Annotated in this window: 11 protein-coding genes; 6 read left to right on the top strand and 5 right to left on the bottom strand. The window is 70.8% G+C overall.

Features of this window, described 5'->3' with window-relative positions; translation table 11 throughout:
* Positions 1 to 10: 10 nt before the first annotated feature.
* Positions 11 to 1,330: a hypothetical protein gene (locus ABZU76_RS09290; RefSeq protein WP_354866735.1), complete on the bottom strand. Its 1,320-nt coding sequence runs from the start codon at positions 1,328 to 1,330 to the stop codon at positions 11 to 13.
* Positions 1,331 to 1,580: 250 nt separating this feature from the next.
* On the opposite strand from ABZU76_RS09290, the gene ABZU76_RS09285 reads away from it, so the two are divergent.
* The 5 genes from ABZU76_RS09285 to ABZU76_RS09265 all read left to right on the top strand — a co-directional run bounded on the left by ABZU76_RS09285 (position 1,581) and on the right by ABZU76_RS09265 (position 6,234).
* Positions 1,581 to 1,901 carry a hypothetical protein gene (locus ABZU76_RS09285; protein ID WP_354866733.1) on the top strand — a complete coding sequence of 107 codons (321 nt, stop codon included), beginning with the start codon at positions 1,581 to 1,583 and terminating at the stop codon, positions 1,899 to 1,901.
* A 102-nt stretch (positions 1,902 to 2,003) separates the two neighbouring features.
* Positions 2,004 to 2,981: a hypothetical protein gene (locus ABZU76_RS09280; RefSeq protein WP_354866731.1), complete on the top strand. Its 978-nt coding sequence runs from the start codon at positions 2,004 to 2,006 to the stop codon at positions 2,979 to 2,981.
* A gap of 367 nt (positions 2,982 to 3,348) precedes the next feature.
* On the top strand, positions 3,349 to 4,263 hold the full coding sequence (locus ABZU76_RS09275; RefSeq protein WP_354866729.1) for a universal stress protein: 915 nt from the start codon (positions 3,349 to 3,351) through the stop codon (positions 4,261 to 4,263).
* A 145-nt stretch (positions 4,264 to 4,408) separates the two neighbouring features.
* A complete protein-coding gene (locus tag ABZU76_RS09270) occupies positions 4,409 to 5,950 on the top strand; it encodes a CoA transferase (RefSeq protein ID WP_354866727.1) in 1,542 nt (513 codons plus the stop codon).
* Between the two features lie 62 nt (positions 5,951 to 6,012).
* Complete coding sequence (locus ABZU76_RS09265) at positions 6,013 to 6,234, top strand: hypothetical protein (protein ID WP_354866725.1); 222 nt, start codon at positions 6,013 to 6,015, stop codon at positions 6,232 to 6,234.
* Positions 6,235 to 6,268: 34 nt separating this feature from the next.
* On the opposite strand, the gene ABZU76_RS09260 is transcribed toward ABZU76_RS09265, so the two are convergent.
* Positions 6,269 to 7,477 (bottom strand): GNAT family N-acetyltransferase, encoded by a 1,209-nt coding sequence (locus tag ABZU76_RS09260; protein ID WP_354866723.1) that lies wholly within the window; start codon positions 7,475 to 7,477, stop codon positions 6,269 to 6,271.
* Between the two features lie 367 nt (positions 7,478 to 7,844).
* Here ABZU76_RS09260 and ABZU76_RS09255 point away from each other — a divergent pair, with 367 nt between their 5' ends.
* Positions 7,845 to 9,548 carry a phospholipid carrier-dependent glycosyltransferase gene (locus ABZU76_RS09255; protein WP_354866721.1) on the top strand — a complete coding sequence of 568 codons (1,704 nt, stop codon included), beginning with the start codon at positions 7,845 to 7,847 and terminating at the stop codon, positions 9,546 to 9,548.
* Positions 9,549 to 9,591: 43 nt separating this feature from the next.
* Here the strand turns inward: ABZU76_RS09255 and mmsB are convergent, their stop codons facing one another.
* From mmsB to chvE, 3 genes are read right to left on the bottom strand one after another with little or no spacing between them, the layout of a single operon-like run.
* Positions 9,592 to 10,815: a multiple monosaccharide ABC transporter permease gene (gene mmsB, locus ABZU76_RS09250; protein WP_220239590.1), complete on the bottom strand. Its 1,224-nt coding sequence runs from the start codon at positions 10,813 to 10,815 to the stop codon at positions 9,592 to 9,594.
* Positions 10,812 to 12,332, bottom strand: a complete 1,521-nt coding sequence (mmsA, locus tag ABZU76_RS09245; protein ID WP_354866718.1) for a multiple monosaccharide ABC transporter ATP-binding protein — start codon at positions 12,330 to 12,332, stop codon at positions 10,812 to 10,814. The genes mmsB and mmsA overlap by 4 nt, the downstream gene beginning before the upstream one ends.
* The gene (gene chvE / locus ABZU76_RS09240; protein ID WP_220239592.1) at positions 12,329 to 13,429 is read right to left on the bottom strand and encodes a multiple monosaccharide ABC transporter substrate-binding protein; all 1,101 of its coding nucleotides are present in this window, start codon (positions 13,427 to 13,429) and stop codon (positions 12,329 to 12,331) included. Before chvE ends, mmsA begins: the two co-directional genes overlap by 4 nt.
* Positions 13,430 to 13,432 lie beyond the last annotated feature (3 nt).

The raw sequence follows: 13,432 nt of genomic DNA, 5'->3' as shown, positions 1-13,432 counted from the left end.
GGGGACCCCGCTAGCGGTCCTCGCCCGTTTCTTGTTGTGCTTCAAGCTTTTCCACGACGCGATCCGTGGCTTCCTCGCCGTGGAAGTGCACCAGCGACAGGTAGAACAACACCGGCGCCGCGGGAGCCCACGAGTCGCGGCGGTCGGGTCGGAGCAGGTACTCGATCGTCGGCTGCGGCTCGAATTCCACGTACTCGAATCCCCGGTGCTCCCAGGCGTCCTGGACGCCGCGGCCGAGGTTGTTCTCGAACTGCTGGCGGCTCATCGTGCGCAGGTTCGCCAGGAACAGGCAGCACCACTGGGAGTTCGACGTGACGACGGCGAACGCGAGGAGCTTGAGGTCGTAGTGATCGGGCCTGAGCCGCAGCTCTTCCTTCAACCCGCGCTCGGCGGCGCGAAAGAGGTTGGGTGGCCCGTGTCGCCCGTCGAGCTCCCGTTGCAGCCCTTCGTTGGCCGATGAGTTCCACTCGCCTTTCCCCACCCCGACCCGCCCGCTGCGCCGCGCGACGACGAGCCACCCGTCGGCCGTGACGACGGCGACGTTGAGGCCGAAGCTGGAGCGCATGAAGTCCGGGATGTCCTGGGGGTCGCGGCCGTCGAGGTAGAGGCTGCGGAGGGTGTCGCCTCCGGGGAGAGGTTCGTCGAGTTGCTGGGTGGCGAGGAAAGTGAGGTAGTCGGAATAGGTGAAGTGGATCGTGACCTCGGGGAGTTCTTCCGGGCCGCGGCGGTTCACCACGAAATCGTGGACCGCGTAGCGAAGCAAGGCCTCGTGGTACTCGAGCCCCTTTTTGTGGCGGTCTTCCTGCTCCTTGCGGAGTTTTTCCCTTCGATAGGCGACTATGGCCGGAAGTGAAACTGCCCGGGGCGTGACGAGAACGTGCACATCGCTTTCCGCGATCTCCCGCTCCCCGTTGCCTTCCAGTAGCTGAACACTCGTGCTGAGCGGCCCGATCGAGAACCCGGGAAACACCGCCTTCTCCCGCGATCGCCGCCGGGCGTGGTGATAACTCTCGCGCCACCGCACCACCTGCCGTTCGAGCGCCTCCGCCGACGGATGCGCCTTCCTGAGCAACGCCCGGATGACGTCGAAGAGCAACGCCTCGTTGTACCGCTTGGGCTCGTCCCGGAAAATCTCCCGCGCGGTCCCGTATGCACACCTCACCGCTTCGGCCGGCACCCCACGCGCCGCCATTTCCCTCTCCACCAGCGCCGGCAACGCGCGCAGCCGCACACTCGACCACTCCCGCAAAGCCTGCAACCGGACCGCGAACTCAGGCAGTGATCCGGGCGTCCCCGGCGCAGGCGGCTCCCCGAACGGCGAAGTCGTCACAGCCGGCCCCTCCTCACCCCGGGCGCGGCGCCCGCCGTTGTGCCATGATGCCCGACACCCCGGCCAAGCCGAGATCGTGCCGCTGAGCGGCGCTGATCGGACTTGGTCGGAAACTTTGCGACCCCGGTGCGGTCAACGCCATCCTGATCAGGCAAGCCGGAAGGGCCCACCGCACCGGAACCACCGACGCGTTTCAGCCCCTTCTGTCGACCATTCTTCGCCCACCACGCGAATCCGATCGGGGTGAACCATGAACACCCTCACGCCCACCCAAATCCTCGTCGCCGTCACGATCCTGCTTGCACTCGTCTGGGCCTGGTGGTCCGGCGCCCGCCGCGCCCGGGCGGCCGCCGAGGCCTCCCGAACCCGCACCCGCCTGGTCTCCCTGACCGGCCGCGTCCTGCTCAACGCCGGCCTCCTCGTCACGGTCCAGTGGGCCGTCATCGCCAACGCCACTAGCACCTGGCTCCTGCTCGCCGTCCTCGGCCTGCCCGCCCTCTTCGCCGCCTACGCCCTCACCCGCGCTACCACGATCACCACCCTTGACCCACCTGCCCGCGACAGCCACTGACCCGGCGCCGCTCGGGTGAACCGCGCGGCAAGCCCCCGCACGCGGTAACGATGTCCGCGGATCGTCGATGAGGAGGCGACGACGTTTTCTGGGGGCAAGCACGTGGAAGAGGAAGACCTGCTCGACTCCCACCCGGATCTGGTGGATCCGGAGTGGCGCAAGCGGGCGGAGGCCGGCGCGCGGGTGGGGGCGAGGAAGGACCGCCGGAAGGTGCGCAAGCAACGGCGCGCACCGCTGCGGCGGCCGAGGGGGCGGTGGTGGGGCGCGACGCTCGTCCTCCTCGTCCTCGGGGTGACGGCGGCGGCGATCGTGCTCGTGGGGAGCCGGCCTCAAGCCGAGGTGGCGGCGCCCAATCCGACGGCGGTGCCGGTGCTCGCGCGCGTCGATCTGGCGCGGCCGTACGACCGGACGCCTGCCGAGAAGTGGGCCGAGGGCTTCGACGGGATCGCCACCACCGCGACCGGGGCGGTCAAGACCGAAGTCGTCGCGGAGGCCTACGCACAGGTCAAGCGCGCGATCTTCGCCGCGCGGCTCGAACCCGCCGTCGTGGCGGGGCATGACCCCAGGGCCTTCCTGGCGCAGCTGGCGCCGGACGCGCGGCCGTGGATCGCGTCGAAGGTGGCGGAGCACGACAAGGGCCTGCTGCCGTACGTGACCGAGATCGCCGACGGATACCGCCTGCTCGACGCGGGCCCGCGTACCTTCGGCACCCTGACCGCGCACCCCGGGGCGAAGCCGGGGGAGCTGGCCGTGGACGCGAAGTACGTGGTCGCCTACGCGTTCGACGATCCCCACCCCGGCGAGCTGACCGGGCCGGCGCAGATCGTCAGCTTCGTGCGCGTGGACGAGAACTACGTGGTCCGCAGCGGCACGAGCTTCAGCAAAACCAGCCAGGGGCTCTGGATCGACGGCGAGCACAGCGCGTTCTCCTCCGTCGGCTGCGCCGCCGCGAAGACGGGCTTCCTGGCACCCGGCTACGCCAACCCGCCCGTCGGCCCGGCGCCCGCGGGCGACCAGGACGCGCCCGGCTACTACGACCCGAAGTACCCGGTGCCGACCCTCGACGGCTGCCCGGACTGACCCGGACGAGTCACCGCGTGCCATCGAGCCGGTGGACCAGGACCACCGGCCGGTCGGCGACCGGGGCCGCTGCGGAAGATCGAGTGCTGCCAACGTATCTCGCTGCCGCGGCGAGAATCGTCAGCATGCGGATGTAAATCGGACCGGCCGAGGTCCGCTGTCAAGCATCGAGATGAAGAGATGTCCTGGGGTAGTGGCCGACCGGGGCCACGATGTCGTCCGTATGCAGAGAAAATCGACAGCGGCTCAAAGGGGCAGGCACCGCTGGACGAAAGTCACCCGGACGGGGGTCTGTTGGCCGTCTCGCGCGCAGGTCCGCTGCGATTACAGTCCGAGGTGCCGGCAGACCGACGAAGGCGGGGAACCCATGGCAAGCGCGTCCACCGATCTGGTCGTCGGGGTCGACGAGAGCGAGTCGTCGCTGATGGCGGCGCGCTGGGCCGCGCGGATGGCCCGCGAGCGCCGCGTGGGCCTGCGGCTCGTGCACGCCGTGGACGAGATCCCCGTGACGTACCCGCACGACGCGCCGACCTACGAGGACGCGCAGCGGGTCGTCGGCGAGCGCGGCGACCGGGTGCTCAGCCGGGCACGGGCGGCCGTCGCGGAGGTGGCGCCGGAGCTGGCCGCCGAGGCCGTGCTGCGGCCGGAACAGCCGGCGTCGGCCCTGCGCGCCGAGTCGGCGTCGGCGGGGATGCTGATCCTCGGGTCGACGGGGCTGCACCGGCTCGGCCGGTTCGTGCTGGGCTCGGTGTCGGTCTCGCTCGCTTCGCACGCGGAGTGCCCGGTCGCGTTCGTGCGTCCCCACGTCGCCGAGGACGCGCCGCCGGTGGACGGCCCGGTCGTGGTCGGTGTGGACGCCACGCCGATCGGGGAGGACGCGATCGGCGTCGCCTTCGAGGAGGCGTCGTGGCGCCGGACCCCGCTCGTCGCCGTGCACTGCTGGAAGGAAGGGTTCCTCGCGTCGGTGTTCGAGGAGTCCGGCTCGTCCGCCGACGCCGACGCGATCGAGGCCCATGAGCGGGAACTGCTCGCGCAGCGGCTCGCCGGGTGGCAGGCGAAGTACCCCGACGTGCAGGTCGAGCGCCTGGTCGTGAAGGAGAAGCCGGCCGAAGGCCTGCTCGACTGGGCCGATCGCGCGCAGCTGCTGGTCGTCGGCAGCCGCGGGCGCGGCGGGCTCGCCGGCCTGGCGCTCGGATCGACCAGCCAGAGCCTGATTTCATACGCGCTGTGCCCGGTCCTGGTCGTGCGCGGAGACCGTCCGGCGGCGTCGCAGGACGAATAACGGATTCTCCGAAGTCGGCCCGGCGGGCCCGCTGCCGTCGCTACGATCGACGCGCTTCGCTGCCCGCCGCACCACGGCGCCCTGGCACCGGCGAGCTCGTGGCCCGTGTCGCGGACGTCGAGGTCCCGACCCTGGAGTGTCCACTGTGGAAACAAGCGATCCGCGGGCGATGCGCGACGCCATGCTCCGGGCGGTGCGCGACCGTGCTTCAGACGACGCGTTCGACCCGCACGCCGAGCTGCGCGAAGTGCTGGCACCACTGGGTTTCACGCCCGAGGACAGCGGTGGCGCCATCACCTTCCTCAAACGCGACCCGCTCCTGCCCAGCTCGATCCGCATCGGCGGAGCGGCGGCTGTCGCGCTGACCCAGCAGTCGGTGCTGGCCGCGAAGCTGTGGCGCATGCGCACGGGGCTGGGTCAGGACATCACCGTCGACCTGGGCCAGGCCATTCGCCGGCTCGCCCCGGCGTCGGAGCTGCGGTGGGAGACGCTCAACGGCTACCCCGCCGACATGGCCGACCGGCTCGTCGGCTCCTACCTCGGCTTCTACCCGACGCGCGACGGACGCCACGTCATCCCCGCGAACATCTACCCCGGCCTGAAGTCGAAGATGCTCGCCGTCCTGGATTGCGCGGACAGCCCCGAAGCGCTCGGCCGCGCGATCGCCCGGCACACCGCCGACGAGCTGGAGGAGCTGGGGGAGCGGCACGGCATCGTGTTCGCGAAGGTCCGCAGCGTCGAGGAGTTCGTGGCCGAGCCGGTGTTCGAGCACCTCGCCTCACGGCCGCTGATCGAGATCGAGAAGGTCGCGGACACCCCGCCCGAACCGTTGCCCGACTGGGGCACGCACCCCCTGTCCGGCATCCGCGCGCTGGGCATGGGCCACGTCATCGCGGGCGCCGGCATCGGCCGCTCGCTGGCCGCGCTGGGCGCCGACGTGCTCAACGTCTGGCGCGTCCTGGAGTTCGAAATGGACTCGCTGGTCGCCACTGCCAACGTCGGCGTCCGCTCGACCCGCCTCAACGTCCGTGGCACCGACGGCCAGGCCACGCTGCACGCCCTCCTGCGCGACGCCGACGTCTTCTACGCCAACCGCCGCCCCGGCCTGCTCACCGAGCTCGGTGTCGACGCCCACCAGGCCATCGGCCTGCGCCCCGGCCTCGTCCACGTCACCGCCAGCTGCCACGGCGACACCGGCCCGTGGGCGAACCGCGTGGGCTTCGACCAGGTCGCCGGCACCGTCACGGGCATGGTCGCCGCCGAAGGCACGCTGGACCAGCCGAAACTCCCGCCGACGTCGATCATCAACGACTACCTCGTCGCCTGGCTGGGCGCCACGGGCGCGTTGGCCGCGCTCATCCGCCGCGCCACCGAGGGCGGCAGCTACCGCGTCCACGTCTCCCTCACGCGCGCCGCGATGTGGGCGACCACCCTCGGCTTCTTCGACTGGGACTACGTCCACCGCGCCGTCGGCAGCGGGGGAGAGCACGAGCTGCTGGACCCGCAGCTGTTCACGTCGCTCACGCCGCTCGGGCTGTACCAAGGGGTCACGGAGAACGTCACGCTCTCGCGGACCCCGCACCACTACCTGAACGTGCTCTCGCCCCGCGGCGCCGACCAGCCGGCGTGGCTGCCCAAGCCACGGCAGGTGGACGTCGCGGCGCTCGCGAAGGCACTCAACCGCTGAGCCCGGACTTTCCCGTAGGTGAGCTGCTGGGTCCGGCCGGCCGATGCGCGAGGATGACCGCCGTGGACGTGTGGACGGTCGAGGTGGATCGCGCGCTTGCCGAGCAGATCCGGCGTTGGCGCGGCCTCGACGAGGCGACGTGGCGGCGGATCGCCTCTCTCGTGACCGCCGTGCCCGCGCGGCTCGGACTGCCGCACAGCACGAACCAGATCGCCGGGCAGCGGCTCTGCGAGGACGCGGCCCGGATGCTCGGCGAGGATCCGAACCGCGAACCTTGGAACTAGTGTCGCCGCCGAACGGCCCGGTCCGCCCGCGCGGTCAGAACCAGTGCAGGCAGTGCGGCTCTCGCTCCGCGCGGAACAGCGCGTCGGCGACAGCGGCGGCTTCGGGGTGGTGCGCGCGGACGTGGCCGGCGCGCACGAGGGTGCTCGGGGTGGTGCCGCCGAGGTAGAGGGAGCCGAGGTCGCGCACGTCGAGGGACAGGTCGGGCGCGCGGTCCGTGGGGATGCACTCGGCCTTGCCGTCGCGGACGGTCAGGAGGTGGCGGCCGCGCTCGTCGAGGAAGGGGTCGGTGACGTCGAGGACCAGCTCGCCGTCGGTGAACCAGCCGCGGGCGGTCAGCGCGCGCGGGACGTCCAGCAGCCGCACCCACAGCCAGTCGTCGTCGCTCGCCGTGCCGGCGCGGAAGTCCGCGAGCTGCCAGCGCAGCGGATGCCACGGCGGGACGTGCTTGAACACCACGCGCGTGACCAGGTCGTGGCCGAGCACGAACCGGGCCAGGGCCGTGAAGACGGCATCGTCGGTGGCGATGGTTTCATCGACGGTCAGCGTGCCGGGCTCGACGAGTGAATAGCTGGCGTACCCGTCCGGGGTCCCGTCGGCGTCCCGGTGCACGGCGAGGTACCGCGGCGCCGCGGTGACCGGCGGCTGGCCCGCGCGCAACGCCCACCACCGGTGCGGCCGCGACAACGCGCCGGGCTGCGCGCGGCGGTAGCGGTCGTAGACGTCTTCCAGCAGCTCGACGCACTCGTCCCGCTTCAGCACCTCGATCGAGCCCGCGTCGGCCGGCGACTGAGCCCGCGGCGCGGCGAACGCGGCCTGATGCCGCGGCACCGTCAGCTGCCCGGTGTACGTCGCCGGCCCGTAGCCGAAGCGGCCGTAGATCGTGGCCTCCGACGCCAGCAGCACGGACAGGAACTCCCCGCGCGCCCGCAGTTCGGCCAGCTGGTGCCGCATCATCGCGCTCAGCACCCCCTGGCGCCGATGCGAAGGCAGCACCCCGACGGACGTGATCCCGGCCGCCGGCACCACGACCTCGCCGGGCAGCGTCAGCTCGAACGAGTAGGCCGCAGCGGTCCCGACGGGCCGCCCGTCCGCCACGGCCAGCACCCCGCGGTCCATCTCGAGCGCCGACCACCACAACCCGCCGCCGCCTTCGGCCGGCGTCTCGGGGAACCGCGCGAACGCGGCGTGGACGGTGTCGACGAAGACGTCGAAGTCTTGCTCGGTCGTGGCGCGGATTTCCACTGCGGCGGTCTCCCCGGGTGTCGTGGCTGTCGCGCCACAGTGCAGCGGCGCCCCGGGGCCGGGTCAACCGAATTACCGCCCGGCCTCCGCGGTCAGCTGAGCCCCCGCTGCGCGGTGCGCGAGCAACTCCGGCGCGAGGACCACCACGGCGCCGGTTCGACGCGGACGAGGTGCTCGGCGTCCGCGGTGCGCGGCTCACCGAGACTCTGGTTGCGCCGATCGCCTCTCCCGGCCCGTGCTGGGCGCCGGGCAGGACGACCCGGACACGCTCACCTGGACCGCCGCCGGTGGTCACGAGCCGATCGCGGCGTCGGGCGGGACGTAGCATGGGCGCGGACGTGTTCTCTCGCGTGGAAGGAACTTCGGGTTGTCGCCGCCTACGAGCCAGCTGTCGAGCGCGGGCGAGGCGACCCCGGCGGACCCGGCGCCGACCCCGGCCCCGCCGGGCCGGCTCGAGTGGCTGCGGCGGCACCGGCGGTGGGCGTTCGCGCTCGTCGGGTTCGCGTTGCTCGCGCAGATGGCGTTCGCGATGGTCACCACGGCTGTCGAGCAGACCCCGACGATCGACGAGCCGGTGTACGTAGGCACGGCCGTCGTCTACCTCGACCAGCACAGCCTGCGGTACAACCCGGAGCACCCGCCGCTGGGCAAGCTGATCATCGCGTCCGGCCTGGCCTTCGCCGACGTGCACCTCGACCCCGCCTTCGCCGGCGACGAAACGCAGCTCGGCCGGCGCGTGCTGTACGAGTCGGGCAGCGATCCGGGCCACCTGATGTTCCTGGCGCGGCTGCCGATGATCGTGTTGACGCTGCTGTTCGGGCTGGTCGTCTTCGCGTTCGCGCGTGATCTCACCGGCCCGGTCGGCGGCCTCATGGCGCTCGCGCTCTACGCCTTCTCGCCCGACGTCATCGCATACGGCTCGCTCGCCACACTCGACGTGCCGATGGCCGGGTTCCTGCTGACGTCGGCCTGGCTGGTGTGGCGGGCCCGGCGCCGGCCCCTGCGGTATCTCCCGCCGGCGGGACTCGCCCTCGGCGCAGCGATCGCGACCAAGATGAGCGCACTGCCCGCGGTTCCGGTGGTCCTGTTCCTGGCCGCGTTGTCGGTGTGGCACTTCCGTCGCGCGTGTGGCCTCGGTCGGAAACGGACCGCCCTCGAGCTCGTCGCGACGGTCATCGGCGTGGGGCTGATCGCCGTCGCGGTCCTCTGGGCCGCCTACCTCGCCGTCGATCCACGCCTGCGCTGGCAGGCACCGCCGGGCCTGCCGACCCTCCACGGCCTGCGCGCGCTCGCCGACTGGCTCCCGGTGCCCGCGCCGTACCGCGACGGCATGCACCTCCAGTTCGGCTTCGAAGACCAGGTGTGGAGCGGCTTCCTGTTCGGCCGCCTCTACTTCGGCGCCCTCTGGTACTACCTCCCGGCCGCGATCCTCGTGAAGACCCCGCTCGGCACGCTGGCGCTGTGGCTGGCAGGCATCGTCGTGCTGCTCGCGATTCCCCGGCTGCGCCCCGCGGCGCCGTACCTTCTCGTCCCGTCCGCGGTGCTGCTGGCCGCCGCCATGACCGGCAGCCGCGACTTCGGCGTCCGGTACACGGTTTTCCTCCCGATGTTCCTCGCCGTCGCGGCCGCCGGTCTCGTCCTCCTGCGCCGCCGCCGGGCCCACGTCACCGCGGCGGCTCTGGTCGTCTTCACGGCCGTCAGCTCGCTGCTGACGTTCCCGTACTACCTGCCCTACTCCAACGAGGCCTTCGGCGGCCCGGCGCAGACCCACCTGCGACTGCACGACTCGAACGTCGACTGGGGCCAGGACCTCGGCCGTCTCGCCGACCGATTGAAAACGCGCTATCCGGACGAACACCGCTGGCTCGTCTACAAGGGCAGCGGCGTGCCGGCCTTTTACGGCATCGACGCCGCCGACCCCCTCCGCGTGCCCCCGGACCAGGTCCACGGCCTGCTCGCGGTCTCCGACTCCTCCATCGCCAAGGCGGACGCCCACCTGAAGGCCTTGCTGGCCACCAGCACCCCGATCGACGAGGTCGGCCACTCGATCACGATCTTCCGCCGGCCTTAGACCCGGGGCCTAAGGGCCGGCTGAATCGCCGGCGGCCGCGCCCCTAAGCCGTACCGCGTCGTTTCGTCCAGATGTCGTACGCGACCGCCGCGAGCAGGACTACGCCCTTGACCAGCATCACGCGCTCGCTCGGAGCACCGATCAGGGACATGCCGTTGTTGATCACCGCCATGATCAGCCCGCCGGTGATCGCGCCGACGACCTTCCCCACGCCGCCCTGCACGGCGGCGCCGCCGATGAACGCCGCGGCGATCGCGTCGAGCTCGAAGTTCACGCCGGCGGTCGGGCCGGCCTGGTTGAGCCGGCCGGCGAAGATGATCCCGGCGAGCGCGGCCAGCACGCCCATGTTCACGAAGATCCAGAACGCCACCGACTTGACCTTGACGCCCGACAGCGTCGCGGCCTGGAGGTTGCCGCCGACCGCGTAGATGTGGCGGCCGAACACCGAGCGGCCGGCGACGAGCGAATAGCCGACCACGAGCACGGCCAGCAGGATCAGCACCCACGGCAGGTTCTTGAACCGCGCGAGCTGCACGACCACGGCGAGCACCAGGATCGCCGCGCCGGCGACCTTCGCGACGAACACCGGGTACGGGTCTACGTCCTGCCCGTACCCGAGCCGCGCGGAGCGCTTGCGCTGCTGGGTGATCGCGATGGCGGCGACGGTGAGCACGCCGACGATCAGGCTGACCAGGTCGGCGCCGCCGAGCGGGCCGAGGCCGATGTTGCCGAGGTAGCCGTCGGTGAAGCCGTTGGACAGCGTGCGGATCGCGTCGGGGAACGGGCCGATGCCCTGGTTGCCCAGCACGGTCAGCGTCAGCGCGCGGAATGCCAGCATTCCCGCCAGCGTCACGATGAAGGCCGGGATGCCGAAGTAGGCGACCCAGTACCCCTGCCACGCGCCGATCACCGCGCCCGTCACCAGGGTGATGAGCACCGCGAGCGGCCACGGCACATGCAGGTTCACCATGAGCACCGCGGAGACGGCGCCGGTCATCGCGACCACCGAGCCTGCCGAGAGGTCGATGTGGCCGGAGATGATCACCAGGATCATGCCGATCGCGAGGATCAGCACGTAGGAGTTCTGCACGATGATGTTCGAGATGTTCTGAGGCTCGAGCAGCGCGCCGCCGGTGAGCACCTCGAACAGCACCACGATGAGGGCGAAGGCGACGTAGATTCCGCTTTGGCGCGGGTTGATCGAGATCCGCCTGCCCGGGGTGGCGGCCGGGGGCGCGGCGGGCCGGGCCGTGTCCGTTGTGGTCATGGGCGTTCCTTCGTCATGTACTGCATCAGCAGCTCCTGGGTGGCGTCCTCGCGGGCGACCTCGCCGGTCACCCGGCCCGCGGACAGCGCGTAGATCCGGTCGCACAGGCCGAGCAGCTCCGGCAGCTCGGAGCTGATGACCAGCACCGCTTTCCCTTGCGCGGCAAGGGAGTTGATGATCGAGTAGATCTCGAACTTCGCGCCGACGTCGATGCCGCGGGTCGGTTCGTCGAGGATCAGCACGTCCGGATCGGTGAAGATCCACTTGGCCAGCACGACTTTCTGCTGGTTGCCGCCCGAGAGTTTCCCGGTCACGCTGCGCACGGTCGGTGCCTTGATCCGCAGGTCCCGGCGGAAGCGCGCGGCCGTGTCGTGCTCGGCGTGCTCGTTGACCCAGCCGCGGCGCGCCAGCTTTCCGAGGCCCGCGGCCGAGACGTTGCGCTGGACGTCCTCGATGAGGTTGAGCCCGTAACGCTTGCGGTCCTCGGTGGCGTACGCGATGCCGTGGCGCACGGCGTCGCGGACCGAGCGCACCTCGATCGGCACGCCGTCCTTCACCAGCCGCCCGGAGATACCGGTGCCGTAGGAACGCCCGAACACGCTCATCGCCAGCTCGGTGCGACCCGCGCCCATCAGCCCGGCCAGGCCGACCACCTCTCCGCGCCGCAGCGTCAGGTTGGCGCCCTCGACCACGACCCGGCCCGGCTGGGTGGGGCTGTGCACGGTCCAGTCCTCGATCCGCAGCACCTCCTCGCCGATGTCGGGCTCCCGCGGCGGAAAGCGGTGCTCCAGATCGCGCCCGACCATGCCGGTGATCAGCCGCTCCTCGGTGAGCCCGGCCGCGTCGAGGGTCTCGATCGTCCGGCCGTCGCGCAGGATCGTGACGGTGTCGGCGATCGCGATCACCTCGCCCAGCTTGTGGGAGATGATCACCGACGTCACGCCGTCGTCGCGCAGCCCGCGCAACAGGTCGAGCAGGTGCGCGGAGTCGTCGTCATTGAGCGCGGCGGTCGGCTCGTCGAGGATGAGCAGCTTCACCTGCTTCGACAGCGCCTTGGCGATCTCCACGAGCTGCTGCTTGCCGACGCCGAGGTCGCGCACCGGCGTGACGGGGTTCTCCGCGAGGCCGACGCGCCGCAGCAGCTCGCCGGCCTCGTGGTTGGTGCGGTTCCAGTCGATGAACCCGCGCCGGGCCCGCTCGTTGCCGAGGAAGATGTTCTCCGCGATCGAGAGCTGCCCGCACAACGCCAGCTCCTGGTGGATGATCACGATTCCCCGGCGTTCGCTGTCGCGCACCGAGCCGAACTCGCACGCCTCGCCGTCGAACCGGATCTCCCCGGCGTAGCTGCCGTGCGGGTGCACCCCGGAGAGCACCTTCATCAGGGTCGACTTCCCGGCGCCGTTCTCCCCGCAGATCGCGTGGATCTCCCCGCGGCGCACGGAAAGGGTGACGTCGGCGAGCGCGGTGACCCCGGGGAAGGTCTTCGTGATCCCGCGCATGCCGAGCAGTTCCGTCATTTCAGCTGCCCCGCCGTGTAGTAGCCGGAGTCGAGGAGTTCCTTCTGGTAGTTGGTCTTGTCCACGACCACGGGCTGCAGCAGGTAGGAGGGCACGACCTTCTTGCCGTTGTTGTAGTCCGTGGTGTTGTTGACCTCCGCCTTGCCGCCCTTGAGGACGGAGTCGGCCATCTTCACGGTGACGTCGGCGAGCTTGCGGGTGTCCTTGAACACCGTCGAGTACTGTTCGCCGGCGATGATGGACTTGACCGACGCGACCTCGGCGTCCTGGCCGGTGACCACCGGGTAGGGCTGACCCGCGGTGCCGTAGCCGTTGCTCTTGAGCGCCGAGAGGATGCCGATGGACAGGCCGTCGTACGGCGAGAGCACACCGTCGACCTTCGCGCCACCGCCGTAGGTCTTGGTGAGCAGGTCCTCCATGCGCCGCTGCGCGGTGGCCGGGTCCCAGCGCAGGATCGCGGTCGGCGCGAACGTCGTCTGGCCGCTCTTCACCACGAGCTTGCCGCTGTCCATGAGGGGCTTGAGCACGGACATGGCGCCGTTGAAGAAGAACGTCGCGTTGTTGTCGTCCGGCGAGCCGCCGAACAGCTCGATGTTGAACGGACCCGGACCGGTGCCGAGTCCCTTGACCAGAGAATCCGCCTGCTCCACACCGACCTTGTAATTGTCGAAAGTGGCGTAGTAGTCGACGTTCGGGCTGTTGAGCAGGAGCCGGTCGTAGGCGATCACCGGGATCTTGTGGTCGGCCGCCTCCTGCAGCTGGGTGGTGATCGCGGTGCCGTCGATGGAGGCGATCACCAGCAGCTTGGCGCCCTTGGTGATCTGGTTCTCGATCTGGTTGACCTGGGTCGGGATGTCGTTCTCGGCGTACTGCAGGTCGACCTTGTAGCCGAGCTTCTCCAGCGCTGCCTTGATGTTGTCGCCGTCGTGGATCCAGCGTTCCGACGACTTCGTCGGCATGGTGACGCCGATCAGCGCGCCGGCCGACGAGCCGGCGGCCGGCTGCTGGTCGGCCGTCTTGACGCTCGAACCGCAGGCGGCCAGCGTCAGTGCCAGTGCGGCGACGGTGACCCCTCGGATCCCTCGGATGAACTTCATTGT

The sequence above is a fragment of the Amycolatopsis sp. NPDC005232 genome (assembly GCF_040607795.1).
In the GTDB taxonomy this organism is placed as follows: Bacteria; Actinomycetota; Actinomycetes; order Mycobacteriales; family Pseudonocardiaceae; genus Amycolatopsis.
Note: the sequence above shows the minus strand (reverse complement) of the source record. Positions and strands in the feature narration are given on the sequence as shown.

Coding starts and splice junctions, on each gene's coding strand:
- ABZU76_RS09285 (WP_354866733.1), top strand. CDS start 1,581: ATGAACACCCTCACGCCCACCCAAATCCTCGTCGCCGTCACGATCCTG.
- ABZU76_RS09275 (WP_354866729.1), top strand. CDS start 3,349: ATGGCAAGCGCGTCCACCGATCTGGTCGTCGGGGTCGACGAGAGCGAG.
- mmsB (WP_220239590.1), bottom strand. CDS start 10,815: ATGACCACAACGGACACGGCCCGGCCCGCCGCGCCCCCGGCCGCCACC.
- mmsA (WP_354866718.1), bottom strand. CDS start 12,332: ATGACGGAACTGCTCGGCATGCGCGGGATCACGAAGACCTTCCCCGGG.
- chvE (WP_220239592.1), bottom strand. CDS start 13,429: ATGAAGTTCATCCGAGGGATCCGAGGGGTCACCGTCGCCGCACTGGCA.